Here is a 23,499-nt window from a genome sequence, read left to right as displayed (position 1 = left end):
GTTTCCTTTCGCAAATTCGCAAGGTTCATATCAGACCGCTACCAGCACGATGGCGCCGATTACCAGCACGGCACCAGCAGCCATCGAGGCGGCATACCAACGCAGTTGACCCGTCTCGGTGCGGCTCAGGGCGGTGTGACCACCCTTGGCCATACGCGGGATCAGACCGATGGTCTGGTCGAGCGGGTCTCTGCGCAGGACATGGCTGATCGCAAGGTACGGCTTGACGAACAGTTTGTCGTAGATCCAGTCGAAGCCCCAGGCAGCGAACCACCAGGCCGAAAGGAAGCGGCCGATGCCGCTGTTGGCGATTGCCGTCACGAAGCGACGCTTGCCGAGGAACAGCACGGCTGCCAGCAGGATACCGGCCAGGGCGATGGCGCCCGAGGCGATTTCCAGGCTGTGCTTGGCTTCGCCACCGGCATGGCCAACGCTCTGCGGCAGGACGCCGTGCAGCGGTGGCACGATCATGGCGCCGACGAAGGTCGACAGCACGATCAGTACCGACAGCGGCAGCCAGTGAGCGATGCCGTGACCGGCGTGGGCTTCGGTCTTGGCTTCACCGTGGAACGCGATGAAGATCAGGCGGAAGGTGTACAGCGAGGTCATGAACGCACCGACCAGGCCGGCGTACAACAGACCGTTGTTACCGCTGGCGAAGGCTTCCCAGAGGATTTCGTCCTTGGAGTAGAAGCCTGCGGTCACCAGCGGCAGGGCGGCCAGGGCAGCACCACCGACGATGAAGCTGGCGTAGGCCAGCGGCAGTTTCTTCCACAGGCCGCCCATCTTGAAGATGTTCTGCTCGTGGTGGCAGGCCACGATCACCGCACCGGACGCAAGGAACAGCAGGGCCTTGAAGAACGCGTGGGTCATCAGGTGGAAGATCGCGCCTTCCCAGGCGCCAACGCCCAGCGCCAGGAACATGTAGCCGATCTGGCTCATGGTCGAGTAGGCGAGGATACGTTTGATGTCGGTTTGCACCAGCGCGGCGAAACCGGCCAGCACCAGCGTGACACCACCGACGATGCCGACTAGGTGCAGGATGTCCGGCGCCAGGGCGAACAGACCGTGGGTACGGGCGATCAGGTAAACGCCCGCGGTCACCATGGTGGCGGCGTGGATCAGTGCCGATACCGGGGTCGGGCCGGCCATCGCGTCCGCGAGCCAGGTCTGCAGTGGCAGTTGCGCCGATTTACCGACCGCACCGCCCAGCAGCATCAGGGTGGCCAGGACGATCCAGAAATCGCCGACCTTGAAGTGCTCGGGCGCCTTCACCAGCAGTTCCTGGACGTTCAGCGTGCCCAGTTGCTGGAACAGGATGAACAGGCCGATGGCCATGAACACGTCGCCGATACGGGTGACGATGAAGGCCTTGAGTGCGGCGTTACCGTTGTTGCGGTTGCTGTAGTAGAAACCGATCAACAGGTACGAGCACAGGCCCACCCCTTCCCAACCGAAGTAGATGAACAGCAGGTTATCGCCGAGGATCAGGAACAGCATGCTGGCGATGAACAGGTTGGTGTACGAGAAGAAGCGCGAGTAGCCGTCTTCGCCACGCATGTACCAGGAGGCGAACAGGTGGATCAGGAAGCCCACGCCGACCACCACACCGAGCATGGTCACGGACAGACCATCCAGGTACAGGGCGAAGTTGGGCTGGAACCCTTCCACCGACATCCAGCGCCACAGCACCTGGGTGTACACGCCACCTTCCGGCGGTGCGACGTTGAACTGCCAGATCACGTAGGCCGCGACGATGGCAGACAGGCCGATGGAGCCGACGCCGATCAGCGCCGAGAGGTTTTCCGAGAAGCGGCCGCGCGAGAACGACAGCAGCAGGAACCCGATCAGAGGGAATACGAAAGTCAGAAAGAGTAGGTTCATCCGCGCATCTCACTGGCAGCGTCGATATCGAGCGTGTGGAAGCGGCGATACAGTTGCAGCAGGATCGCCAGGCCAATACTGGCTTCGGCGGCTGCCAGGCTGATCACCAGGATGAACATGATCTGTCCATCCGGTTGCGCCCAGCGGGCGCCCGCAACGATGAAGGCCAGGGCAGAGGCGTTCATCATCACTTCCAGACTCATCAACACGAACAAAATGTTGCGGCGGACCATCAGGCCGACCAGACCAAGGCAGAACAGGATGCCGGCGACGGCAAGCCCATGTTCGAGAGGGATAGCAGGCATGTCTTACTCCTTCGCCTCGTTACGGCCCAAATGGAACGCCGTGACGGCTGCGGCGAGCAGCAGCATCGAGGCGAGTTCGACCACCAGCAGATACGGGCCGAACAGGCTGACGCCCACGGCTTTGGCATCGACGGTGGTGTGGCCGATGGCCTGACCGCTCTGGTGAGCGAACAGCACATACAGCAGTTCGGCCAGCAGCAGGGCGGCGAGAATCACCGGCCCGGCCCAGATACCGGGCTTGAGCCAGGTGCGTTCCTGCTGCACCGAGGCCGGGCCCAGGTTCAGCATCATCACCACGAACACGAACAGCACCATGATGGCGCCGGCATAGGCGATCACTTCCAGTACGCCGGCGAACGGTGCGCCGAGTGCGAAGAAGGTCATGGCCACGGCGATCAACGAGATGATCAGGTAGAGCAGGGCGTGCACGGGGTTGGTGTTGGTGACCACGCGCAGCGTGGACACAACAGCGATACCCGATGCGAAATAGAAAGCGAATTCCATCGTTCTTCCTTAAGGCAGCAAGCTCTTCACGTTGATCGGTTCGGCTTCGTTCTGCGCGGAGCCTTTCGGCTTGCCAGCGATTGCCATACCTGCAACACGATAGAAGTTGTAATCAGGGTTTTTGCCGGGGCCGGAGATCAGCAGATCTTCTTTCTCGTACACCAGGTCCTGACGTTTGAACTCGGCCATTTCGAAATCCGGTGTCAGCTGGATCGCGGTGGTCGGGCAGGCTTCCTCGCAGAGACCGCAGAAAATGCAGCGCGAGAAGTTGATACGGAAGAAGTCCGGGTACCAGCGACCGTCTTCGGTTTCAGCTTTCTGCAGCGAGATGCAACCGACCGGGCAAGCCACGGCGCACAGGTTGCAGGCTACACAGCGTTCTTCGCCATCGGGGTCGCGGGTCAGGACGATGCGGCCACGGTAGCGTGGCGGCAGGTAGACCGGCTCTTCCGGGTATTGCAGGGTGTCGCGCTTGCGGAAGCCATGGCCGAAGACCATGACCAGGCTGCGCAACTGGGTACCGGTACCCTTAACGATGTCGCCAATATATTTGAACATGGGTCAAATCCTCACTGAACCGCAACCGCAGGCGTGTTCCACAACACGATTGCAGCGGTCACCAGCAAATTGATCAGGGTCAGTGGCAGGCAGAATTTCCAGCTGAAATCCATCACCTGGTCATAACGCGGACGCGGGATGGACGCGCGCAGCAGGATGAACAGCATGATGAAGAACGCGGTCTTCAGTGCGAACCAGACGAAGGACAGTTGCGGCAGGATGCCGAACGGACCGTGCCAGCCACCGAAGAACAGGGTGACCAGCAGCGCCGAGATCAGGATGATGCCGATGTATTCACCGACGAAGAACATGCCCCATTTCATACCGGCGTATTCAATGTGGTAACCGTCGGCCAGTTCCTGTTCCGCTTCCGGCTGGTCGAACGGGTGACGGTGAGTCACGGCGACGCCTGCGATGAAGAAGGTACAGAAGCCGAAGAACTGCGGAATGATGAACCACAGGTTCTGCGCCTGGTACTCGACGATGTCGCGCATGTTGAACGAGCCGACCTGGACCACGATGCCCATCAGGGCCAGGCCCATGAACACTTCGTAGGACACGGTCTGCGCCGAGGCACGCAAGCTGCCCAGCAGGGCGAACTTGTTGTTGCTCGACCAGCCGGCGAACAGCACCGCGTAGACCGACAGACCGGCCATGGCGAAGAAGAACAGCAGGCCGATGTTCAGATCCGCCACGCCCCAGGTCGGGGTGATCGGGATGATCGCGAAGGCGATCAGCAGGGCGGACATGGCCACCACCGGTGCCAGGGTGAAGATCACCTTGTCGGCAAACGGCGGGGTCCAGTCTTCCTTGAAGAACATCTTCAGCATGTCGGCGGCGATCTGGAACATGCCGAACGGGCCAACGCGGTTCGGACCGTAACGGTCCTGCCACCAGCCCAGCAGGCGACGTTCGACAAAGCTGAGCAACGCGCCCGCGACCACCACGGCCAGCAGGATCACGATGGCCTTGATGACCGTCAGGAGCACATCGATCACTTCAGGGGTGAACCAGGTCATTGCGCTGCCTCCTGCAGACCGTCGACGGATGCGCCGGCGAATGCCGGTGGAATGCCGGCGATGCCCGCAGGCAAGGCCACCAGGCCTGCGCCCAGTTCTTCATTGATGCGCAGCGGCAGACGCAGGGTCTGACCGGCGACGTTCAGGCTCAGCAGGGCACCGTCGTTGACGCCCAGGCGATCCGCTTCGGACTTGGCCAGCGCCACGTATGGAGCCGGGATGCGTTCCTGCACCGGCGCGGCTTTCGACGAGTTTTCGTCGCTGCCGAACAGGTGGTAGAACGGCACGGCTTGCCAGGTGCCCGGTGCCGGGTTGAACGCACGCGGTGCGGCCGCGAACCAGTTCAGCGAATCGCCCGTGCTTTCGATCAGGCGGGTGCCCGGGTCGCCAGCACGCAGGTGACCACCGACTTCGTCCTGGAACTTGTTCCATGCTTGCGGCGAGTTCCAGCCTGGCGACCAGGCAAATGGCACTTGCTGACGCGGTTCGGCAGAGCCCGAGTAACCTTCCATGGAGAAGGCGAACGCGGTGTCCTTGTCTTGCGGGGTGCGTGGTTCGTGAACGCTGATGTCGGCACGCATCGCGGTGCGACCGGAGTAACGCAGCGGCTCACGCGCCAGTTTCAGGCCCTTGATGCGGAACGCGGCAGACGGCGCGGCATCGACGATACGCGCCAGTTGCTCGGTGCTCGAGGCAACGGCAGCGGTGACGTGGTCGAGTTGCGTCCAGTCGATCGGCTGGTTCAGCAGGGTAGCGCGCAGGGCGTGCAGCCAGCGCCAGCCTTCGTGCACGAGGATGCTCGCGTCCATGTATTGCGGATCGAAAACCTGGAAGAAGCGCTGCGCGCGACCTTCCTGGCTGACCAGAGTACCGTCGCCTTCAGCGAAGCTTGCGGCTGGCAGAACCAGTTGCGCGCGGTCGGTGGTGGCGGTCTTCTGATGGTCGGCAACGATCACCACTTTCGCCGCGTTCAGCGCGGCATCGACCTTGGCTTTCGCGGTGCGGGTGTACAGATCGTTTTCCAGCACGACGATGGCGTCGGCCTGGCCGTCGATCACCGCTTGCAGCGCCGCGTCGACCGATTCGCCACCGAGCATGGCCAGGCCGAGGCTGTTGGCTTCCGGCACGATCAGGCTGATCGAACCGTTTTTCTCGCGCAGCTTCAGGGCCTTGGCGATGTTCGCCGCCGCTTCGATCAGGGCTTTGGAGCCCAGCGAAGTACCGGCGATGATCAGCGGACGCTTGGCCGCGAGCAGGGCGTCGGCGATGCGCTTGGCGAGTTCCAGGGCTTCGGCGTCCAGACCTTCGACGGCCGGCGCGCTGGCGTCCAGGGCGTGAGCCACGGCGAAGCCGAGGCGGGCCAGATCGTCAGGAGCGGCGTGTACACACTCTTCGGCGATGTCGTCGAGCTTGGTTTCGGCCAGGCTGGCGATGAACAGCGGGTTCAGTTCGTGCTGACCGATGTTCTTCACTGCGGCGTCGAGCCACGGCTGCACGCGCATGGCTTCGGCCATGTCTTCAGCCTTGCCCTTGACCGACTGACGCAGGGCCAGGGCCATGCGGGCGGCAGTCTGGGTCAGGTCTTCGCCGAGGACGAAAATGGCGTCGTGGTCTTCGATGTCGCGCATGTTCGGCACGGGCAGCGGGCTGTCCTTGAGCACTTGCAGAACCAGACGGATGCGCTCCAGCTCGGAGGCTTCGATACCGGAGTAGAAGTGCTCGGCGCCGACCAGCTCACGCAGGGCGTAGTTGCTTTCCAGGCTGGCACGCGGCGAACCGATACCGACGATGTTGCGCCCGCGCAGCAGGTCGGCAGCCTTGTCCAGCGCCTGATCCAGGCCCAGCTTGGTGCCGTCGGCCAGCAGCGGCTGACGTGGACGGTCGGTGCGGTTGACGTAGCCATAACCGAAACGGCCACGGTCGCACAGGAAGTACTGGTTCACCGAACCGTTGAAACGGTTTTCGATGCGCCGCAGTTCGCCGTAACGCTCGCCCGGGGAGATGTTGCAACCGCTGGAGCAGCCATGGCAGATGCTCGGCGAGAACTGCATGTCCCACTTGCGGTTGTAGCGCTCGGAATGCGTCTTGTCGGTGAACACACCGGTCGGGCAGACCTCGGTGAGGTTGCCGGAGAATTCGCTTTCCAGGGTGCCGTCTTCAACGCGACCGAAGTACACGTTGTCGTGGGCGCCGAACACACCGAGGTCGGTGCCGCCGGCGTAGTCCTTGTAGAAACGCACGCAGCGGTAGCAGGCGATGCAGCGGTTCATTTCGTGGGAAATGAACGGGCCCAGTTGCTGGTTCTGGTGGGTGCGCTTGGTGAAGCGATAACGGCGCTCGTTGTGGCCGGTCATCACCGTCATGTCTTGCAGGTGGCAGTGACCGCCTTCTTCGCACACCGGGCAGTCGTGCGGGTGGTTGGTCATCAGCCATTCGACAACGCTGGCGCGGAACGCCTTGGATTCTTCATCGTCGATGGAGATCCAGGTGTTGTCGGTGGCCGGGGTCATGCAGGACATGACGATGCGACCACGGGTGTCGTTCTCGTCGGTGTACTGCTTGACCGCGCACTGGCGGCAGGCCCCGACGCTACCAAGCGCGGGGTGCCAGCAGAAATAAGGGATGTCGAGGCCCAGCGACAGACATGCCTGTAACAGGTTGTCTGCCCCGTCGACTTCGAGCGCTTTGCCGTCTACGTGGATAGTGGCCATGGTTCAAAGGTCTTCGTTGGCCCGGTGTCAGCGGGCGTGGCTAATGGAATCTTGTTATCCGTCCGAATCCAGTCAGCCCCGAAAGGCGTCATCGGACGAAAGGCGAAGGGCACGGACCCTTCGCCTTTTTAAGCGTTTACGCGCCGACTACGATCGGCCTTGCCAGAGGCGGGACGGCGGCGCTTGCAGGCGCGATACCGGCTTCGAACTCTGGACGGAAGTATTTGATGGCGCTGCCCAGCGGCTCCACGGCACCCGGTGCGTGAGCACAGAAGGTCTTGCCCGGGCCGAGGAAGCCGACCAGACCCAGCAGGGTCTCGATGTCGCCTTCGCGACCCTGGCCGCTTTCGATCGCGCGCAGCAGCTTCACGCTCCATGGCAGACCGTCGCGGCAAGGGGTGCAGAAACCGCACGACTCACGGGCGAAGAACTCTTCCATGTTGCGCAGCAGCGACACCATGTTGATGCTGTCGTCCACCGCCATGGCCAGGCCGGTCCCCATGCGGGTGCCCACTTTGGCGATGCCGCCGGCGTACATCTGGGCGTCGAGGTGTTCCGGCAACAGGAAACCGGTACCGGCGCCACCTGGCTGCCAGGCCTTGAGCTTGTAACCGTCGCGCATGCCGCCGGCGTAGTCTTCGAATAGCTCGCGTGCGGTCACGCCGAAGGGCAGTTCCCACAGGCCCGGGTTCTTCACCTTGCCGGAGAAGCCCATGAGCTTGGTGCCCATGTCTTCGCTGCCGTCGCGGGCCAGCGATTTGTACCAGTCGACGCCATCGGCGATGATCGCCGGCACGTTGCACAGGGTCTCGACGTTGTTCACGCAGGTCGGCTTGCCCCACACGCCGACGGCGGCAGGGAAGGGCGGTTTGGAGCGCGGGTTGGCGCGGCGACCTTCGAGGGAGTTGATCAGTGCGGTTTCTTCACCGCAGATGTAACGCCCGGCGCCGGTGTGGACGAACAGCTCGAAATCGAAGCCGCTGCCCAGGATGTTCTTGCCCAGCAGGCCGGCTGCCTTGGCTTCTTCCACGGCACGGTTGAGGTGCTTGGCGGCGGTGGTGTATTCGCCACGCAGGAAGATGTAGCCACGGTAGGTTTTCAGCGCGCGGGCGCTGATCAGCATGCCTTCGATCAGCAGATGGGGCAGTTGCTCCATCAGCATGCGGTCCTTCCAGGTGTTCGGCTCCATTTCATCCGCGTTGCACAGCAGGTAGCGGATGTTGATGGATTCGTCCTTGGGCATCAGGCCCCACTTCACGCCAGTGGGGAAGCCCGCACCGCCGCGACCCTTGAGGCCGGCGTCTTTCACGGTCTGGACGATGCCGTCCTGGTCCATCTCGGCGAAGGCCTTGCGCGCAGCGGCGTAGCCGTTCTTGGCCTGGTACTCGTCGAGCCATACGGCTTCGCCGTCGTCACGCAGGCGCCAGGTCAGCGGGTGAGTTTCGGCCGAGCGCTTGATGCGGTTGGCCGGACCAAAAGATGTCAGGGTCATACGTAGCCCTCGAGCAGTTTGGCGACGCCAGCCGGCTGGACATCGCCAAAGGTGTCGTCATCGATCATCAGCGCCGGTGCCTTGTCACAGTTGCCCAGGCAGCAGACCGGCAACAGGGTGAAACGACCGTCGGCCGTGGTCTGGCCCAGGCCGATGCCCAGATTGTTCTGGATTTCGCTGACCACCGACTCGTGGCCGCCGATGTAGCAGACCATGCTGTCGCAGACGCGAATGATGTGACGGCCGACCGGTTGACGGAAGATCTGGCTGTAGAACGTCGCCACGCCTTCAACGTCGCTGGCCGGGATGCCGAGGATCTCGCCGATGGCGTACAGGGCGCCGTCCGGCACCCAGCCACGTTCCTTCTGGACGATCTTCAGGGCTTCGATCGACGCCGCGCGCGGGTCTTCGTAGTGATGCAGCTCGTGCTCGATGGCCGAGCGCTCGGTTTCACTCAAGGTGAAACGGTCTGTCTGGATAAGCGTGCTGTTCATGCTTAGCGGTCCACGTCGGCCATAACGAAATCGATACTACCCAGGTACGCAATCAGGTCCGCGACCATGCTGCCTTTGATCACCGAAGGGATCTGCTGCAGGTGGGCGAAGCTCGGAGTACGGATCCGGGTACGGTAGCTCATGGTGCCGCCGTCGCTCGTCAGGTAATAACTGTTGATGCCCTTGGTCGCTTCGATCATCTGGAAGGATTCGTTGGCCGGCATGACCGGGCCCCACGAAACCTGCAGGAAGTGCGTAATCAGGGTTTCGATGTGCTGCAGCGTGCGCTCTTTCGGCGGCGGCGTGGTCAGCGGGTGATCCGCCTTGTACGGGCCTTCCGGCATGTTGCGCAGGCACTGGTCGATGATCTTGATGCTCTGGCGCATCTCTTCGACGCGCACCATGCAGCGATCGTAGGCATCGCCATTGGCCGCCAGCGGTACTTCGAATTCGAAGTTCTCGTAGCCGGAGTAGGGGCGCGCTTTACGCAGGTCGAAGTCGCAACCGGTGGAACGCAGGCCGGCACCGGTGACACCCCATTCCAGGGCCTCTTTGGTGTTGTACTGCGCGACGCCGATGGTCCGGCCCTTGAGGATGCTGTTCTGCAGGGCCGCCTTGGTGTACTCGTCGAGGCGCTTCGGCAGCCATTCGACGAAGTCTTTCACCAGTTTGTCCCAGCCGCGCGGCAGGTCGTGGGCGACGCCGCCGATGCGGTACCAGGCCGGGTGCAGACGGAAACCGGTAATGGCTTCGATCACCGTGTACGCCTTCTGGCGGTCGGTGAAGGTGAAGAACACCGGGGTCATGGCACCAACGTCCTGGATGTAGGTACCGAGGAACAGCAGGTGGCTGGTGATGCGGAAGAACTCGGCCATCATGATGCGGATGACGTCGACCTTCTCCGGCACCTTGATGCCGGCCAGCTTCTCGACCGAGAGCACGTACGGCAGGTTGTTCATCACGCCGCCGAGGTAGTCGATACGGTCGGTGTACGGGATGAAGCTGTGCCAGGACTGACGCTCGGCCATCTTCTCGGCGCCACGGTGGTGGTAACCGATGTCCGGTACGCAGTCGACGATTTCTTCACCGTCGAGCTGCAGGATGATGCGGAACGCACCGTGCGCCGAAGGGTGGTTCGGGCCGAGGTTGAGGAACATGTAGTCCTCGTTCGGGCCGGAACGCTTCATGCCCCAGTCTTCCGGGCGGAAGCGCGCGGCTTCTTCCTCGAGCTGCTGCTTGGCGAGGTTGAGGCTGAACGGATCGAATTCGGTAGCGCGCGCCGGGAAGTCCTTGCGCAGCGGGTGACCTTCCCAGGTCGGCGGCATCATGATGCGCGACAGGTGCGGGTGACCTTTGAAGTCAATGCCGTACATGTCCCAGACTTCACGCTCGTACCAGTTGGCGTTCGGCCAGATACTGGTGACGGTCGGCAGGCTGAGGTCGCTTTCGGACAAGGCGACCTTGATCATCACGTCACTATTACGCTCCAGCGACATGAGATGGTAGAACACGGTGAAATCCGCACCGCTCGGCAGGCCTTGACGCTTGGTACGCAGACGCTCGTCCACGCCGTGCAGGTCATAAAGCATGACGTACGGCTTGGGCAGGTTGCGCAGGAAGGTCAGGACTTCGACGAGTTTGGCGCGGGCCACCCACAGCACCGGCATGCCGGTGCGGGTCGGCTGGGCGGTGAACGCTTCGGCGCCAAAACGGTTGTTGAGTTCGACGACCACATCCTGGTCGTCTGCCTTGTAAGGCGGGATGTACAGAGCACTGCCTGTAGTCATGGTTATGTTTTCGCTTTCGGTCAACGTAAAGAATGAAGCCAGCTTCTCGTTTCTTTGTCAGAACAGATCTGGATCAGACTTCGTCAGGGCTGCGCAGGTTGGTTACCTGAATACGCTGTTCGCGGCGCTGTTCCTTTTGCGAAGGCATGTCGGCGCGATAAACGCCTTGATCGCCAACGACCCAGGAAAGTGGGCGACGCTCCTGGCCAATCGATTCCTGCAGCAGCATCAAGCCTTGCAGGAACGCTTCTGGACGGGGCGGGCAGCCAGGTACGTAGACGTCCACGGGCAGGAACTTGTCCACCCCCTGAACCACGGAGTAGATGTCGTACATGCCACCGGAGTTGGCGCACGAACCCATGGAGATAACCCACTTCGGCTCGAGCATCTGCTCGTACAGGCGCTGGATGATCGGCGCCATCTTGATGAAGCAGGTACCGGCGATAACCATGAAGTCGGCCTGACGCGGTGATGCCCGGATAACTTCGGCGCCGAAGCGCGCGATGTCGTGGGGCGCCGTGAAGGCGGTGGTCATTTCCACGTAGCAGCACGACAGGCCGAAGTTGTACGGCCACAGGGAGTTCTTACGTCCCCAGTTGACCGCGCCACTCAGCACGTCTTCCAGCTTGCCCATGAAAATGTTTTTGTGGACTTGATCTTCTAACGGATCGGCAACGGTTTCCCGCTGGCCAATCGGATATTGCTCGTTAGGAGCATCAGGGTCGATCCGGGTGAGATTGTATTGCATTGCCAAAGCCTCATTGTTTCAGCTTCGCCTGCCGCTTGCGACGAGCTTCCGGAGCCCAGTCAAGGGCCCCCACTCGGAACAGGTAGACAAGACCTGCCAACAGAATTGCTATGAAAACGAGAGCTTCGACGAATCCGGTCCAGCCGCTTTCGCGGACGGACACAGACCATGCAAAGAGAAAGAGGGCTTCGATATCGAAGATCACGAACAGCATCGCGACCAGATAGAATTTGGCTGAGAGCCGCAAGCGGGCGCCACCTGTAGGTAGCATGCCGGACTCGAACGGTTCGTTTTTGCTGCGGCCCCAGGCTTTTGACCCGAGGAGGCTGGAGACGCCGAGCATGAAGGCACACAGGCCGACTACACCCAGAAGGAAAATGGCAAAGCCCCAGTTGTGGGCCATGAGTCCTGTCGCTTCGGGCATGCTGGAAATCCTTAACAGAGAGCAAAGGTCTCTGAGCTTGATAAAGAAATAAGGCAGTGACGATATGTCGCAGCAATCAATCGCGCTGATTTTATGGCTAAACACCCGGCAAGTAAAATTCCTATAGCGAAATTATTTATTGGAATAAGGACATAGCGCACCTCGAAGGCCCCGCAGCCCATGCGTTGCGGGCATTAGCCGGGATTCCGTCAATTATGTTTTGTAGGAAATGTAACGAGCATAGTTGCTGCTAAATGATAATCAATATTGTTTGGATCGGTTTTGTAAGTATTTAGCGGGTGGCCAGTTGGGAAGTTGTCTTATATGCACGTTACTGCAAGTAGCGGCGGCCCCCGTTTTAGCTGATTTTTCTGACGTCTGTACCGCTCTGGATCAATGTTTTTCAGGACGGTTCGACACAGGACCTGTCGGAGCAGACTTGCCCGCGATTTGCGGTGTATGAGTTCGCCCATGCGCTGAAGCCGAAATCGTCATCGCGGGCAAGCCCGCTCCCACGGGTTTTTCAGGCCGGAGCAACCTGCGGGCAAAAAAACGCCCCGAACCAGTCGGGGCGTCAGTTGTGCGGCAGTGCGGTTAGCTTTCTATACGATCCGCAAAGGCCGTTTGCTCAGCGAAGTCGACTCAGTGGAACTGTTCTTCTTCGGTCGAACCGGTCAGCGCGGTCACCGAGGACGAACCGCCCTGGATCACGGTGGTCATGTCGTCGAAGTAGCCGGTGCCCACTTCCTGCTGGTGAGCCACGAAGGTGTAACCCTTGGCGGCGTCAGCGAATTCCTGCTCCTGCAGCTTCACGTAGGCAGTCATGTCGTTGCGGGCGTAGTCGTGCGCCAGGTTGAACATGCTGTGCCACATGTTGTGAATGCCGGCCAGGGTGATGAACTGGTGCTTGTAGCCCATGGCGGACAGTTCGCGCTGGAACTTGGCGATGGTCGCGTCGTCCAGGTTTTTCTTCCAGTTGAAGGAAGGCGAGCAGTTGTACGACAGCAGTTGGTCCGGGTATTCCTTCTTGATCGCTTCGGCGAAGCGACGCGCCTCGTCCAGGTCCGGCTTGGCGGTTTCGCACCAGATCAGGTCGGCGTACGGGGCGTAGGCCAGGCCACGGGCGATGGCCTGGTCGAGACCGGCGCGAACCTTGTAGAAACCTTCCTGGGTGCGCTCGCCCGTCACGAATGGCTGGTCGTACGGGTCGCAGTCGGATGTCAGCAAGTCAGCGGCGTTGGCGTCGGTACGGGCCAGGATGATGGTCGGCGTACCGGCAACGTCGGCCGCCAGGCGCGCAGCAACCAGCTTCTGTACCGCTTCCTGGGTTGGCACCAGCACTTTGCCGCCCATGTGACCGCATTTCTTCACGGACGCCAGTTGGTCTTCGAAGTGCACGCCGGCGGCGCCTGCTTCGATCATGCTCTTCATCAGCTCGTAGGCGTTCAGTACGCCGCCGAAACCGGCTTCGGCGTCAGCCACGATTGGCGCGAAGTAGTCGATGTAGCCTTCGTCGCCCGGGTTCTTGCCGGCTTTCCACTGGATCTGGTCGGCGCGACGGAACGAGTTGTTGATGCGCTTGACCACGGTTGGCACCGAGTCCACCGGGTACAGCGACTGGTCCGGGTACATCGATTCGGCGGAGTTGTTGTCCGCAGCCACCTGCCAGCCGGACAGGTAGATCGCCTGGATACCGGCCTTGACCTGTTGCACAGCCTGGCCGCCGGTCAGGGCGCCCATGCAGTTGACGAAATCTTTCTCTGGGCGGAAGGACGGCTTGGCACCCTGGGTCACCAGGTTCCACAGCTTCTCGGCGCCCATTTTCGCGAAAGTGTGCTCAGGTTGAACCGAGCCACGCAGACGGACGACGTCAGCAGCGGAGTAAGTGCGAGTCACGCCTTTCCAGCGCGGGTTTTCAGCCCAGTCTTTTTCAAGGGCTGCAATTTGCTGTTCGCGTGTCAGTGCCATGGAGATAAACCTCGTCGCGTCTTTATGAAAAGTTGTTCTGCGGTGGAAAATTCCTGCGCTCGCTGACCAGAAGCTTAGGGGGTCAGGGCGGGTTCGGCGGGGTAGGCGACGGGATGAACGATGGGCTCGAGGGGAAAGTGAGCAGGTAAAGGCGAACTGGCGGGCGCATTCGGGCGTCGTGGGCCGTTATACGAACTACAGTGTGATGCCGGGTTACCTAATTACGCTTCCGTCCCTCGGGACAACTTCGTTCCAGTCGGCAACCTCGTCAAACACACCTTGTGGGCGGTACAGACACGAAACGGCTCGCGGGGTAGGTGCGAACGTCGCTTCGAAGGCCCTTGCCAGGGCCCCTGATTAGCGGGAGCGAGGCCATCATGCCTTCGCTTTTTTGCCTCGTCAAACGTTTTGTAGTGCTTTTTTTCAAGCACTACATCTTTCGTCTAATACGACTAATCAGTCAGTTTTCGGTGCTTTAGTCCAGGGCGTCGACTTTCACTCGCAAGGTCATGTCATCCCGGCCTTGAGTCGAGTAGCTGCGGGCCAGGCCCTGTTTATCGGCCTGAGTCTGGCGATTCACACCGGCGAGGGTGATCCATTCGCCGAGGCGTCCGGTGACGGTTGTGTCGGTGCTTTGCACGTTCACTACATCGGGACGTTCCTGGCTCATGCGGTCACGGTTGGTACTGATGGCCAGGTGAACGGTGTCGCCGGTGACGCTGGCGGTGACATAAAACCCCTGCGTGACGTTGCGATATTGGGTCTGGCTGCTGTAGCCACCGTAGGAATCGCTCTGGCTGCTGGTGATCGGCACGCTCTGGCCGACCTGGATCAGTGCCGGCGCACCTTCGCTGGCCTGCACTTGCTGGATGCCGCCGTCGCGGCTGGCGGTGCTGCGGCTGATGATGCGGGTCTGCGCGCCGTTGACCGAGTAGCCTTCGTCGCCACGGCCGTTGTTTTCGTTGGTGTCGACGGTAATCAGCAGGCGCTTGGGGGCGGTATCGAGCTGCGCGAGCAGGTTCTTCAGTTCCTCGATCTTGCCCGGTTCGGCCTTGACGATCAGCTGGTTGCCGTAGGCGCTGACCTGGCCGTCCTTGCCGATGAAGTCCTGCGCTACCGGCAGCATGTCGGCGCTGGTGTGGTATTTGAGGGGCACGATTTCTGTGGCTGCCAGCACCGAAAAGCTGCAACCGAGCAGCAGGGTGGTGAGCAGGGTGCGTAGGGACATGTCCGTTATCTCCGCTTTCGAAAGGCTTGATATTGCCAGTTTGTCGGCCCGCGGTGGGGCAAGTTGAATCGTAGACAGCAAAACGCCCCGGCATCGTGAGATGGCGGGGCGTTTTGTGGTGTGCTCGCGGGCTTCTTCGCGAGCAGGCTCGCTCCCACATTCAATCTCTGCCTGACACAAAAATCGTGTCCGCTGGAAATCTCTGTGCGAGCGAGTCTGCTCGCGAAAGTCGCGGCTGCGTCTTATGCCGAATGGCGAACCATATCGACATGCGGAATCCCGGCTTCGAGGAATTCCTCACTGACCAGGCTGAAGCCCAGGCGTTCGTAGAACGCCGTGGCCTGCACCTGCGCGCTGAGCATTTGCTGCTGCAGGCCACGGGCTTCGGCTTCGGCGATGACCGCTTGCATCAGCGCATCGCCGACCTTCATGCCGCGCCAGTCCTTCAGCACCGAAACCCGGCCAATGTGCCCGTCAGGCAGCAGGCGGGCAGTACCGATCGGAAAGTCGCCCTCGAACGCCAGGAAATGCACGGCGGTGGCGTCGTCGGCGTCCCATTCCAGCTCGGGTGGCACCGATTGTTCGGCGATGAACACCGTTTCACGAATGCGCCGGATCTCGGCGTTGTCCTTTTGCCAGTCTGCGACACGTACGCGAATCTTATTCATCGGCGAACCCCAGGCTGCCCTGCTTGACCAGTTCGCACAGCAGGCCGCGACCATCCTCGTCGCTCAGCCATTCGCCGAGGTTGTCGACGTGCAGCGCGTCGGCGGCGCAGATCATCTTCAGCAGCTCGCGCAGTTTGCCCGGCAGGTAGCGGCTCTGGCCGCTGGCGAACAGCAGCAGGTCGTCATCGACTTCCGACCAGGCCAGGCGCGCGCTCGGGTTGCGGATCAGCACGGCGCCGTCTTCCAGAGCGGCGAGGAAATCCTCTTCCTCGACGTCTTCCGGGCCGACCACCAGTTCCGGGTAGCGCGGTTCGGTCATGTACTGGCCGAACCAGGTCAGCAGCAGGCGCTCGTCGCTCATGTGTTCGGCGAGCAGGCTCTTCAGGCGGTCCAGCGCATCGTGCTGAATCTGGTGCGGATCGGCCGCCGGCTGGGCGTCGGCGTCGGTGTAGCGCTCTTCGTCCGAGAGGAACTGGCTGAGGAAATCGGTGAAGTGGGTCAGCACTTCCGAGGCGCTCGGGGCGCGGAAGCCGACCGAGTAGGTCATGCAGTTGTCCACGGCGACGCCGCAGTGGGCCAGGCGCGGTGGCAGGTAGAGCATGTCGCCCGGTTCCAGGACCCACTCGGCGGTTTCTTCGAATTCGGCGAGGATGCGCAGGTCGGCGTGCTGCAGCAGCGGGCTCTCTGAGTCGCACATCTGGCCGATTTTCCAGTTGCGCTTGCCGTGGCCCTGGAGCAGGAACACGTCGTAGTTATCGAAGTGCGGACCGACGCTGCCACCTGGCGCGGCGAAGCTGATCATCACGTCGTCGACGCGCCAGCTCGGCAGGAAGCGAAAGTTTTCCAGCAGCTCGCTGACTTCCGGTACGAACTGGTCGACCGCCTGCACCAGCAGGGTCCATTCGGTTTCCGGCAGTTTGCTGAATTCGTCTTCGGCAAACGGGCCGCGACGCAATTCCCATGGGCGCTCGCCGTGCTCGATGACCAGGCGCGATTCGACTTCTTCTTCCAGGGCCAGGCCGGCCAGTTCGTCGGCATCGATCGGGCTTTCGAAGTCAGGAATCGCCTGACGGATCAGCAGGGGTTTTTTCTGCCAGTAGTCGCGCAGGAATTCGCGCGCCGTGAGGCCGCCCAGAAGTTGAAGAGGAATATCGGAATTCATATGTAACCTATTGAAAAAAATCACTTTTCAGACGGGAATAAAAACGCCCGGCGCGGCCGGGCGTCTCAAACGGGTCAAGCGGTCGATCAGATGCGTTTGGCTTGTGCCACGGCGTTGCCGATGTAGTTGGCCGGCGTCAGTTGTTTCAGCTCGGCCTTGGCGGCGGCAGGCATGTCCAGGCCATCGATGAAAGTCTGCAGGGCTTCAGGGCTGATGCCCTTGCCACGGGTCAGTTCTTTCAGCTTTTCATACGGGTTTTCGATGTTGTAGCGGCGCATCACGGTCTGGATCGGCTCGGCCAGGACTTCCCAGCAGGCGTCCAGGTCTTCGGCGATCTTCTGCGCGTTCAGTTCCAGCTTGCTGATGCCTTTGAGGCTGGCTTCATAGGCGATCACGCTGTGGGCGAAGCCGACACCGAGGTTGCGCAGCACGGTGGAGTCGGTCAGGTCGCGCTGCCAGCGCGAGATCGGCAGCTTGCTCGCCAGGTGCTGGAACAGCGCGTTGGCGATGCCGAGGTTGCCTTCGGAGTTTTCGAAGTCGATCGGGTTGACCTTGTGCGGCATGGTCGACGAACCGATTTCGCCGGCAATGGTGCGCTGCTTGAAGTAACCCAGGGAGATGTAGCCCCAGATATCACGATCGAAGTCGATCAGGATGGTGTTGAAGCGCGCAATGGCGTCGAACAGCTCGGCGATGTAGTCGTGCGGCTCGATCTGCGTGGTGTACGGGTTGAAGCCCAGGCCCAGTTCGTCTTCGATGAAGGCGCGGGCGTTGGCTTCCCAGTCGATCTGCGGGTAGGCCGACAGGTGTGCGTTGTAGTTGCCCACGGCGCCGTTGATCTTGCCCAGCAGCGGCACGGCGGCGACTTGAGCGATCTGCCGCTCGAGACGGTAGACCACGTTGGCCAGCTCTTTGCCCAGGGTGGTCGGCGAAGCCGGCTGACCGTGGGTGCGCGACAGCATCGGCACGTCGGCGAAACGGATCGCCAGTTCGCGGATGGCGTTGGCAGTCTGGCGCATCAGCGGCAGCATCACGTCGTCACGGCCTTCGCGCAGCATCAGGGCGTGGGACAGGTTGTTGATGTCTTCGCTGGTGCAGGCAAAGTGGATGAATTCGCTGACCTTGGCCAGTTCCGGCAGCTTGGCCGCCTGCTCCTTGAGCAGGTATTCGATCGCCTTGACGTCGTGGTTGGTGGTGCGCTCGATCTCTTTGACGCGCTCGGCGTGCTCCAGCGAGAAGTTTTCAGCCAGTTCGTTGAGAACGGCGTTGGCCTCGGCGGAAAAGGCAGGCACTTCCGGGATGCCGGCGTGGGCGGCCAGGCGCTGGAGCCAGCGCACTTCAACCAGAACACGGGCACGGATCAGGCCGTACTCGCTGAAAATAGGGCGCAGGGCCTGGGTTTTGCCGGCGTAGCGGCCGTCAACAGGGGAAACCGCAGTGAGCGAAGAGAGCTGCATGGGGTGTTCTCGGACAGTCGGGCAACGAAATGGGGCGCGTATCATACATGAAAAAATCCGCCGATCCGCTGCCAACTGACCGGCGTATTACGCGTTACTGACGTGAAGCGGTGTTGCAGGCGCAGTTCAGCTGCTGCGCATCAGCGGATAAAGCTCTTTGAGCAGCTTGCGGCGACTGATCACCAGCTGCCAGCGATGACCGCCGAGCTGGCGCCACAGGCGCGCCGAACGGATGCCGGCGAGCAGCAGGGCACGGATCTTCGAGGCATTGCTCGGTTGCTGCAGGTTGCGCATGTCGCCGTGCACCTGGATGCGCTGGCGCAGGGTGCTCAGGGTGTCCTGGTACAGCGCGCCACACGCGGCGATGACGTTTTCGTGGGCCGGGCCGAAATGCTCGACCTGCGACTGGATTTGCGGCAGGCGCTTGCCGATGGTGTCGAGCATGTCGTCGCGCTTGGCCAGTTGGCGCTCCAGGCCGAGCATCGACAACGCGTAGCGCAGCGGTTCACGCTGCAGGGTGCTCGGGTCGCGTTCGAGGGCGCCAATCAGCGCGCGGTAGCCTTCGCGCAGATTGATGTCGTCGCCGCCGTATACGTCGAGGGTGTCCTTCGGATCGCGCACCAGCAGACTGCCGAGCATGCAGCTCAGGCCGGCTTCGTTGGTCTGCCCGGTCTTGGCGATGCGGTCGACCAGCACGGCGGCGAGGAACACGCCGCCGAGTGCCGTCAGTTGCTCCTGAGTCGGGCTCATGCCTGGCCGCTCCACGGCTCGGCGACTTCGATCACGCCGCCACCGAGGCAGACTTCACCGTCATAGAACACCACGGACTGGCCCGGGGTTACCGCACGTTGCGGTTCGTCGAACACGGCGCGGTAGCCGCTGGCGGTTTTTTCCAGGGTGCAGGCCTGGTCGCTCTGGCGATAGCGCACTTTCGCCGTCAGGCGCAGCGGCTGGCTCAGGTCGATCGGGTTGACCCAGTAGATTTCCGAGGCGAGCAGGGCGCCGGAGAACAGCCATGGATGGTTGTTGCCCTGGCCGACAATCAGTTCGTTGCTGTCCAGGTCCTTGCGCAGTACGTACCAAGGCTCGTCGCCGGCGTCTTTCAAGCCGCCGATGCCCAGGCCCTGGCGCTGGCCGATGGTGTGGTACATCAGGCCGTGGTGGCGGCCGATGACTTCGCCTTCGGTGGTCTTGATCTCGCCCGGCTGCGCCGGCAGGTATTGCTTGAGGAAATCACTGAAGCGCCGCTCGCCGATGAAGCAGATCCCGGTGGAATCCTTCTTCTTGGCGGTGGCCAGTTCATATTTCTCGGCAATGGCGCGCACTTCGGGTTTTTCCAGCTCGCCGACCGGGAACAGGGTCTTGGCGATCTGCTCGCCGCCGACGGCGTGCAGGAAGTAGCTCTGGTCCTTGTTCGGGTCGAGGCCCTTGAGCAGTTCGGTGCGGCCATCGATGTCACGACGGCGCACGTAGTGGCCGGTGGCGATCAGGTCGGCGCCGAGCATGATGGCGTAGTCGAGGAACGCCTTGAACTTGATTTCGCGGTTGCACAGGATGTCCGGGTTCGGCGTACGCCCGGCCTTGTATTCGGCCAGGAAGTGCTCGAACACGTTGTCCCAGTACTCAGCGGCGAAGTTGGCGGTGTGCAGCTTGATGCCGATCTTGTCGCACACGGCCTGGGCATCCGCCAGGTCGTCCATGGCGGTGCAGTATTGCGTTCCGTCGTCTTCTTCCCAGTTCTTCATGAACAGGCCTTCCACCTCGTAGCCCTGCTCGATCAGCAGGAGAGCGGAAACGGAAGAGTCCACGCCGCCGGACATGCCGACAATGACGCGCTTCTTGGATGTGTCAGAAGGGGCTGGATCACGCATAGGGATTCAATGAGTGTCTTGAAAAAGGACGCGATTCTAACAGGCCGGAGCCCGCAAGGCTAAAGAGAAGGGCGGATCAGTTCGAGGCTGAAGCGATGGCCGGCCAGATAATCGTCGATGCAACGGATGATCAGCTCGCTGCGCCAGTTGTCGCGCTGGGCCAATAATTCGTCGCGGGTCAGCCACTTGGCGCCGACGATGCCGTCGTCCAGCTGATAGTCCGGGTGATGTTTCACGGCTTTGGCGCTGAAGCATACGCGTTGATAAGTCACGCCGTTGCTCGGCGCGGTGTACAGGTAAATGCCGATCACGGCGGTCGGTTCGACGTCCCAGCCGGTTTCCTCGAGGGTTTCGCGGATGGCGGCATCGATCAGGGTTTCGTCCGGATCGAGATGCCCGGCAGGCTGGTTGAGAACGTTACGCCCGGCCTTGTGCTCTTCGACCATCAGAAAGCGGCCATTGTCCTCGACGATGGTGGCGACGGTGATGTGGGGGAGCCATTCCATCATTCTTCCTCGATTTCCAAAACTTGAAACACTATCCCTGTGGAAGCTGGCTTGCCAGCGCTAGCGCTGGGTCAATCACCATCAATGGTGGATGGGAAACAGTCATCGCTGGCAAGCCAGCTCCCACAGGGTTCTGAGTTGATTGACAAATGGGCCGCAAACACAAACCCCGGCGCAGGGCCGGGGTTTGTGATGTTCCCTTTACAACCTTATACCAGCGCAGCAATCGCCGCGTTGAAGGTTGCGCTTGGGCGCATGGCCTTGCTGATCAGCTCGGCATTTGCGTGGTAGTAACCGCCGATGTCGACTGGCTTGCCCTGCACGGCGTTGAGCTCGGCGACGATGGTCGCTTCGTTCTCGGTCAGGGTCTTGGCCAGGGTCGCGAACTGCGCTTGCAGTGCAGCGTCTTCGGTCTGGGCAGCCAGAGCCTGAGCCCAGTACAGCGCCAGGTAGAAGTGGCTGCCGCGGTTGTCGATGTTGCCGACTTTGCGCGATGGCGACTTGTTGTTGTCGAGGAACTGGCCGGTGGCCTGATCCAGGGTCTTGGACAGTACCAGGGCTTTCGGGTTGTTGTAGTTCACACCCAAATGCTCGAGGGACGCTGCCAGGGCCAGGAACTCGCCCAGCGAATCCCAGCGCAGGAAGTTTTCTTCCAGCAGTTGCTGCACGTGCTTCGGTGCCGAACCGCCAGCACCGGTTTCGAACAGACCGCCACCGTTCATCAGCGGCACGATCGACAGCATCTTGGCGCTGGTGCCCAGTTCCATGATCGGGAACAGGTCGGTCAGGTAGTCGCGCAGTACGTTGCCGGTCACCGAAATAGTGTCCTTGCCTTCGCGGGTGCGCTGCAGGGTGTACTTCATGGCGTCGACCGGGGCCATGATCTGGATGTCCAGACCCGCGGTGTCGTGATCCTTCAGGTAAGCCTGAACCTTCTCGATCACTACGCCGTCGTGGGCGCGCATCGGGTCCAGCCAGAAAATGGCCGGAGTGCTGCTTGCGCGAGCGCGGTTGACGGCCAGCTTGACCCAGTCCTGGATCGGCGCGTCCTTGGTCTGGCACATGCGGAAGATGTCGCCGGCTTCAACGGCCTGCTCCATCAGCAGCTTGCCCTGGCTGTCGGTGACGCGAACCACGCCGTCGGCCTTGATCTGGAAGGTCTTGTCGTGCGAGCCGTACTCTTCGGCTTTCTTCGCCATCAGGCCGACGTTCGGCACGCTGCCCATGGTGGTCGGATCGAACGCGCCATTGGCCTTGCAGTCTTCGATCACCGCCTGGTAGATGGTTGCGTAGCAGCGATCCGGGATCACCGCCTTGGTGTCGTGCAGCTGGCCGTCGGTGCCCCACATCTTGCCGGAGTCACGGATCATCGCTGGCATCGAGGCGTCGACGATGACGTCGCTCGGCACGTGCAGGTTGGTGATGCCTTTGTCGGAGTTGACCATCGCCAGCGCCGGACGAACGGCGTACACCGCTTGAATGTCGGCTTCGATCTGCGCCTGCTGCTCGGCCGGCAGGGCCTTGATGCGGGCGTACAGGTCGCCGATGCCGTTGTTCAGGTTGAAGCCGATCTGGGCCAGCACGTCCGCGTGCTTGGTCAGGGCGTCTTTATAGAACTCGGCAACGATCTGGCCGAACATGATCGGGTCGGAAACCTTCATCATGGTCGCTTTCAGGTGAACCGAGAGCAGTACGCCCTGGGCCTTGGCGCTTTCGATTTCAGCGGCGATGAACGCGCGCAGGGCGTTTTTGCTCATCACGGCGCAGTCGAGGATCTCGCCGGCCTGAACGGTGGTTTTTTCTTTCAGGACGGTCGTGCTGCCGTCCTTGGCGATCAGTTCGATCTTCACGGCGTCAGCGGCGTCGATCAGGGCGGCTTTTTCGCTGCCGTAGAAATCGCCGGTGCTCATGTGAGCGACGTGGGACTTGGAGTCCTTGGCCCAGGCGCCCATCTTGTGTGGGTGCTTGCGCGCGTAGTTCTTGACCGACAGCGGTGCACGGCGGTCGGAGTTGCCTTCACGCAGGACCGGGTTCACGGCGCTGCCCTTGACCTTGTCATAACGCGCCTTGGCGTCTTTGTCGGCGTCGCTGGTCACGGTTTCCGGGTAGTCCGGCAGGTTGTAGCCCTGGGCTTGCAGTTCTTTGATCGCGGCTTGCAGCTGTGGAACCGAAGCGCTGATGTTCGGCAGCTTGATGATGTTGGCTTCAGGCGTAACGGCCAGGTCGCCCAGTTCGGCGAGGTGGTCGGCTACGGCTTTGTCGCCCAGTTGCTCCGGGAAGCTGGCCAGGATGCGCCCTGCAAGAGAGATATCGCGGGTTTCCACGGCGATATCGGCCGAGGCGGTGTAAGCCTCGATGATCGGCAGCAGGGAATAGGTGGCGAGGGCTGGAGCTTCGTCGGTGAAGGTATAGATGATCTTCGAGCGGGTGGGCATATTCGGATTAACTCTCTCTTCTTTGCTAAAGCGTGCGCAGAAACTCGAGGGGCGCCGGGTAAGCGCGTTCGTTCAAAGTCATCCATGAACCGAGTGTCGAGATTTCTTCGCGGTGATGTTGGGTGCATCAGTAGAGCGTCAAGCAGTCGGACTGCGGTAACAGCCCGACCAATCAGGCGGAAAGTCTCGTGCTAGAGAGGCCAGCCGTCGTGACCCTGTGGTCAGCGGGCGGCATTATACATAGGTAGCTGGCAATCTGCCGATGGTTCATATGCAAC

20 protein-coding genes are annotated in these 23,499 nt (G+C 61.5%); all 20 read right to left on the bottom strand.

Going from position 1 to position 23,499, the window contains the following annotated elements:
* Window positions 1-30 precede the first annotated feature (30 nt).
* Entirely contained in the window at window positions 31-1,884 is a 1,854-nt protein-coding gene (nuoL, locus tag QRN70_RS05300; protein WP_285416151.1) for an NADH-quinone oxidoreductase subunit L, read from the bottom strand.
* Window positions 1,881-2,189 (bottom strand): NADH-quinone oxidoreductase subunit NuoK, encoded by a 309-nt coding sequence (gene nuoK / locus QRN70_RS05295; RefSeq protein ID WP_003180046.1) that lies wholly within the window; start codon window positions 2,187-2,189, stop codon window positions 1,881-1,883. Before nuoK ends, nuoL begins: the two co-directional genes overlap by 4 nt.
* A gap of 3 nt (window positions 2,190-2,192) precedes the next feature.
* Entirely contained in the window at window positions 2,193-2,693 is a 501-nt protein-coding gene (gene nuoJ / locus QRN70_RS05290; protein WP_003223793.1) for an NADH-quinone oxidoreductase subunit J, read from the bottom strand.
* A gap of 9 nt (window positions 2,694-2,702) precedes the next feature.
* The gene (gene nuoI, locus QRN70_RS05285; RefSeq protein ID WP_003223795.1) at window positions 2,703-3,251 is read right to left on the bottom strand and encodes an NADH-quinone oxidoreductase subunit NuoI; all 549 of its coding nucleotides are present in this window, start codon (window positions 3,249-3,251) and stop codon (window positions 2,703-2,705) included.
* An 11-nt stretch (window positions 3,252-3,262) separates the two neighbouring features.
* Complete coding sequence (nuoH, locus tag QRN70_RS05280; protein WP_285416150.1) at window positions 3,263-4,270, bottom strand: NADH-quinone oxidoreductase subunit NuoH; 1,008 nt, start codon at window positions 4,268-4,270, stop codon at window positions 3,263-3,265.
* Complete coding sequence (gene nuoG, locus QRN70_RS05275; protein WP_285416149.1) at window positions 4,267-6,981, bottom strand: NADH-quinone oxidoreductase subunit NuoG; 2,715 nt, start codon at window positions 6,979-6,981, stop codon at window positions 4,267-4,269. The genes nuoH and nuoG overlap by 4 nt, the downstream gene beginning before the upstream one ends.
* Before the next feature lie 136 nt (window positions 6,982-7,117).
* On the bottom strand, window positions 7,118-8,473 hold the full coding sequence (nuoF, locus tag QRN70_RS05270) for an NADH-quinone oxidoreductase subunit NuoF (protein ID WP_285416148.1): 1,356 nt from the start codon (window positions 8,471-8,473) through the stop codon (window positions 7,118-7,120).
* Window positions 8,470-8,967 carry an NADH-quinone oxidoreductase subunit NuoE gene (nuoE, locus tag QRN70_RS05265; protein WP_003223804.1) on the bottom strand — a complete coding sequence of 166 codons (498 nt, stop codon included), beginning with the start codon at window positions 8,965-8,967 and terminating at the stop codon, window positions 8,470-8,472. Before nuoE ends, nuoF begins: the two co-directional genes overlap by 4 nt.
* 2 nt (window positions 8,968-8,969) lie before the next feature.
* Complete coding sequence (gene nuoC, locus QRN70_RS05260; protein ID WP_285416147.1) at window positions 8,970-10,754, bottom strand: NADH-quinone oxidoreductase subunit C/D; 1,785 nt, start codon at window positions 10,752-10,754, stop codon at window positions 8,970-8,972.
* A gap of 73 nt (window positions 10,755-10,827) precedes the next feature.
* A complete protein-coding gene (locus tag QRN70_RS05255; protein WP_285416146.1) occupies window positions 10,828-11,502 on the bottom strand; it encodes a NuoB/complex I 20 kDa subunit family protein in 675 nt (224 codons plus the stop codon).
* Between the two features lie 10 nt (window positions 11,503-11,512).
* Window positions 11,513-11,926, bottom strand: coding sequence for an NADH-quinone oxidoreductase subunit A (locus tag QRN70_RS05250; protein WP_003223812.1), 414 nt, complete (start codon window positions 11,924-11,926; stop codon window positions 11,513-11,515).
* Window positions 11,927-12,568: 642 nt separating this feature from the next.
* Window positions 12,569-13,894, bottom strand: coding sequence for an isocitrate lyase (gene aceA, locus QRN70_RS05245; RefSeq protein WP_285416145.1), 1,326 nt, complete (start codon window positions 13,892-13,894; stop codon window positions 12,569-12,571).
* Between the two features lie 475 nt (window positions 13,895-14,369).
* The gene (locus QRN70_RS05240) at window positions 14,370-15,122 is read right to left on the bottom strand and encodes a secretin N-terminal domain-containing protein (protein ID WP_285416144.1); all 753 of its coding nucleotides are present in this window, start codon (window positions 15,120-15,122) and stop codon (window positions 14,370-14,372) included.
* A gap of 242 nt (window positions 15,123-15,364) precedes the next feature.
* The gene (locus tag QRN70_RS05235; protein WP_003223818.1) at window positions 15,365-15,790 is read right to left on the bottom strand and encodes a GNAT family N-acetyltransferase; all 426 of its coding nucleotides are present in this window, start codon (window positions 15,788-15,790) and stop codon (window positions 15,365-15,367) included.
* The gene (locus QRN70_RS05230; RefSeq protein WP_285416143.1) at window positions 15,783-16,952 is read right to left on the bottom strand and encodes a ribosomal protein uL16 3-hydroxylase; all 1,170 of its coding nucleotides are present in this window, start codon (window positions 16,950-16,952) and stop codon (window positions 15,783-15,785) included. Before QRN70_RS05230 ends, QRN70_RS05235 begins: the two co-directional genes overlap by 8 nt.
* An 86-nt stretch (window positions 16,953-17,038) precedes the next feature.
* Window positions 17,039-18,409: an adenylosuccinate lyase gene (gene purB / locus QRN70_RS05225; protein WP_285416142.1), complete on the bottom strand. Its 1,371-nt coding sequence runs from the start codon at window positions 18,407-18,409 to the stop codon at window positions 17,039-17,041.
* Window positions 18,410-18,535: 126 nt separating this feature from the next.
* Window positions 18,536-19,159, bottom strand: a complete 624-nt coding sequence (hflD, locus tag QRN70_RS05220) for a high frequency lysogenization protein HflD (RefSeq protein WP_285416141.1) — start codon at window positions 19,157-19,159, stop codon at window positions 18,536-18,538.
* Window positions 19,156-20,280, bottom strand: a complete 1,125-nt coding sequence (gene mnmA / locus QRN70_RS05215) for a tRNA 2-thiouridine(34) synthase MnmA (protein ID WP_285416140.1) — start codon at window positions 20,278-20,280, stop codon at window positions 19,156-19,158. The genes hflD and mnmA overlap by 4 nt, the downstream gene beginning before the upstream one ends.
* A gap of 59 nt (window positions 20,281-20,339) precedes the next feature.
* A complete protein-coding gene (locus tag QRN70_RS05210; RefSeq protein ID WP_285416139.1) occupies window positions 20,340-20,786 on the bottom strand; it encodes an NUDIX hydrolase in 447 nt (148 codons plus the stop codon).
* Window positions 20,787-20,995: 209 nt separating this feature from the next.
* On the bottom strand, window positions 20,996-23,221 hold the full coding sequence (locus QRN70_RS05205) for an NADP-dependent isocitrate dehydrogenase (protein WP_285416138.1): 2,226 nt from the start codon (window positions 23,219-23,221) through the stop codon (window positions 20,996-20,998).
* Window positions 23,222-23,499: the final 278 nt, after the last annotated feature.

Source organism: Pseudomonas sp. efr-133-TYG-5, from assembly GCF_030209175.1.
In the GTDB taxonomy this organism is placed as follows: Bacteria; Pseudomonadota; Gammaproteobacteria; order Pseudomonadales; family Pseudomonadaceae; genus Aquipseudomonas.
The sequence above is the reverse complement of the archived record's forward strand: the minus strand, read 5'-3'. Positions and strand labels throughout refer to the sequence as shown.

What these genes read in the sequence shown, in the direction of transcription:
- nuoL (WP_285416151.1), bottom strand. Translation starts at nt 1,884, where the DNA reads ATGAACCTACTCTTTCTGACTTTCGTATTCCCTCTGATCGGGTTCCTG.
- nuoK (WP_003180046.1), bottom strand. Translation starts at nt 2,189, where the DNA reads ATGCCTGCTATCCCTCTCGAACATGGGCTTGCCGTCGCCGGCATCCTG.
- nuoJ (WP_003223793.1), bottom strand. Translation starts at nt 2,693, where the DNA reads ATGGAATTCGCTTTCTATTTCGCATCGGGTATCGCTGTTGTGTCCACG.
- nuoI (WP_003223795.1), bottom strand. Translation starts at nt 3,251, where the DNA reads ATGTTCAAATATATTGGCGACATCGTTAAGGGTACCGGTACCCAGTTG.
- nuoH (WP_285416150.1), bottom strand. Translation starts at nt 4,270, where the DNA reads ATGACCTGGTTCACCCCTGAAGTGATCGATGTGCTCCTGACGGTCATC.
- nuoG (WP_285416149.1), bottom strand. Translation starts at nt 6,981, where the DNA reads ATGGCCACTATCCACGTAGACGGCAAAGCGCTCGAAGTCGACGGGGCA.
- nuoF (WP_285416148.1), bottom strand. Translation starts at nt 8,473, where the DNA reads ATGACCCTGACATCTTTTGGTCCGGCCAACCGCATCAAGCGCTCGGCC.
- nuoE (WP_003223804.1), bottom strand. Translation starts at nt 8,967, where the DNA reads ATGAACAGCACGCTTATCCAGACAGACCGTTTCACCTTGAGTGAAACC.
- nuoC (WP_285416147.1), bottom strand. Translation starts at nt 10,754, where the DNA reads ATGACTACAGGCAGTGCTCTGTACATCCCGCCTTACAAGGCAGACGAC.
- QRN70_RS05255 (WP_285416146.1), bottom strand. Translation starts at nt 11,502, where the DNA reads ATGCAATACAATCTCACCCGGATCGACCCTGATGCTCCTAACGAGCAA.
- QRN70_RS05250 (WP_003223812.1), bottom strand. Translation starts at nt 11,926, where the DNA reads ATGCCCGAAGCGACAGGACTCATGGCCCACAACTGGGGCTTTGCCATT.
- aceA (WP_285416145.1), bottom strand. Translation starts at nt 13,894, where the DNA reads ATGGCACTGACACGCGAACAGCAAATTGCAGCCCTTGAAAAAGACTGG.
- QRN70_RS05240 (WP_285416144.1), bottom strand. Translation starts at nt 15,122, where the DNA reads ATGTCCCTACGCACCCTGCTCACCACCCTGCTGCTCGGTTGCAGCTTT.
- QRN70_RS05235 (WP_003223818.1), bottom strand. Translation starts at nt 15,790, where the DNA reads ATGAATAAGATTCGCGTACGTGTCGCAGACTGGCAAAAGGACAACGCC.
- QRN70_RS05230 (WP_285416143.1), bottom strand. Translation starts at nt 16,952, where the DNA reads ATGAATTCCGATATTCCTCTTCAACTTCTGGGCGGCCTCACGGCGCGC.
- purB (WP_285416142.1), bottom strand. Translation starts at nt 18,409, where the DNA reads ATGCAGCTCTCTTCGCTCACTGCGGTTTCCCCTGTTGACGGCCGCTAC.
- hflD (WP_285416141.1), bottom strand. Translation starts at nt 19,159, where the DNA reads ATGAGCCCGACTCAGGAGCAACTGACGGCACTCGGCGGCGTGTTCCTC.
- mnmA (WP_285416140.1), bottom strand. Translation starts at nt 20,280, where the DNA reads ATGCGTGATCCAGCCCCTTCTGACACATCCAAGAAGCGCGTCATTGTC.
- QRN70_RS05210 (WP_285416139.1), bottom strand. Translation starts at nt 20,786, where the DNA reads ATGGAATGGCTCCCCCACATCACCGTCGCCACCATCGTCGAGGACAAT.
- QRN70_RS05205 (WP_285416138.1), bottom strand. Translation starts at nt 23,221, where the DNA reads ATGCCCACCCGCTCGAAGATCATCTATACCTTCACCGACGAAGCTCCA.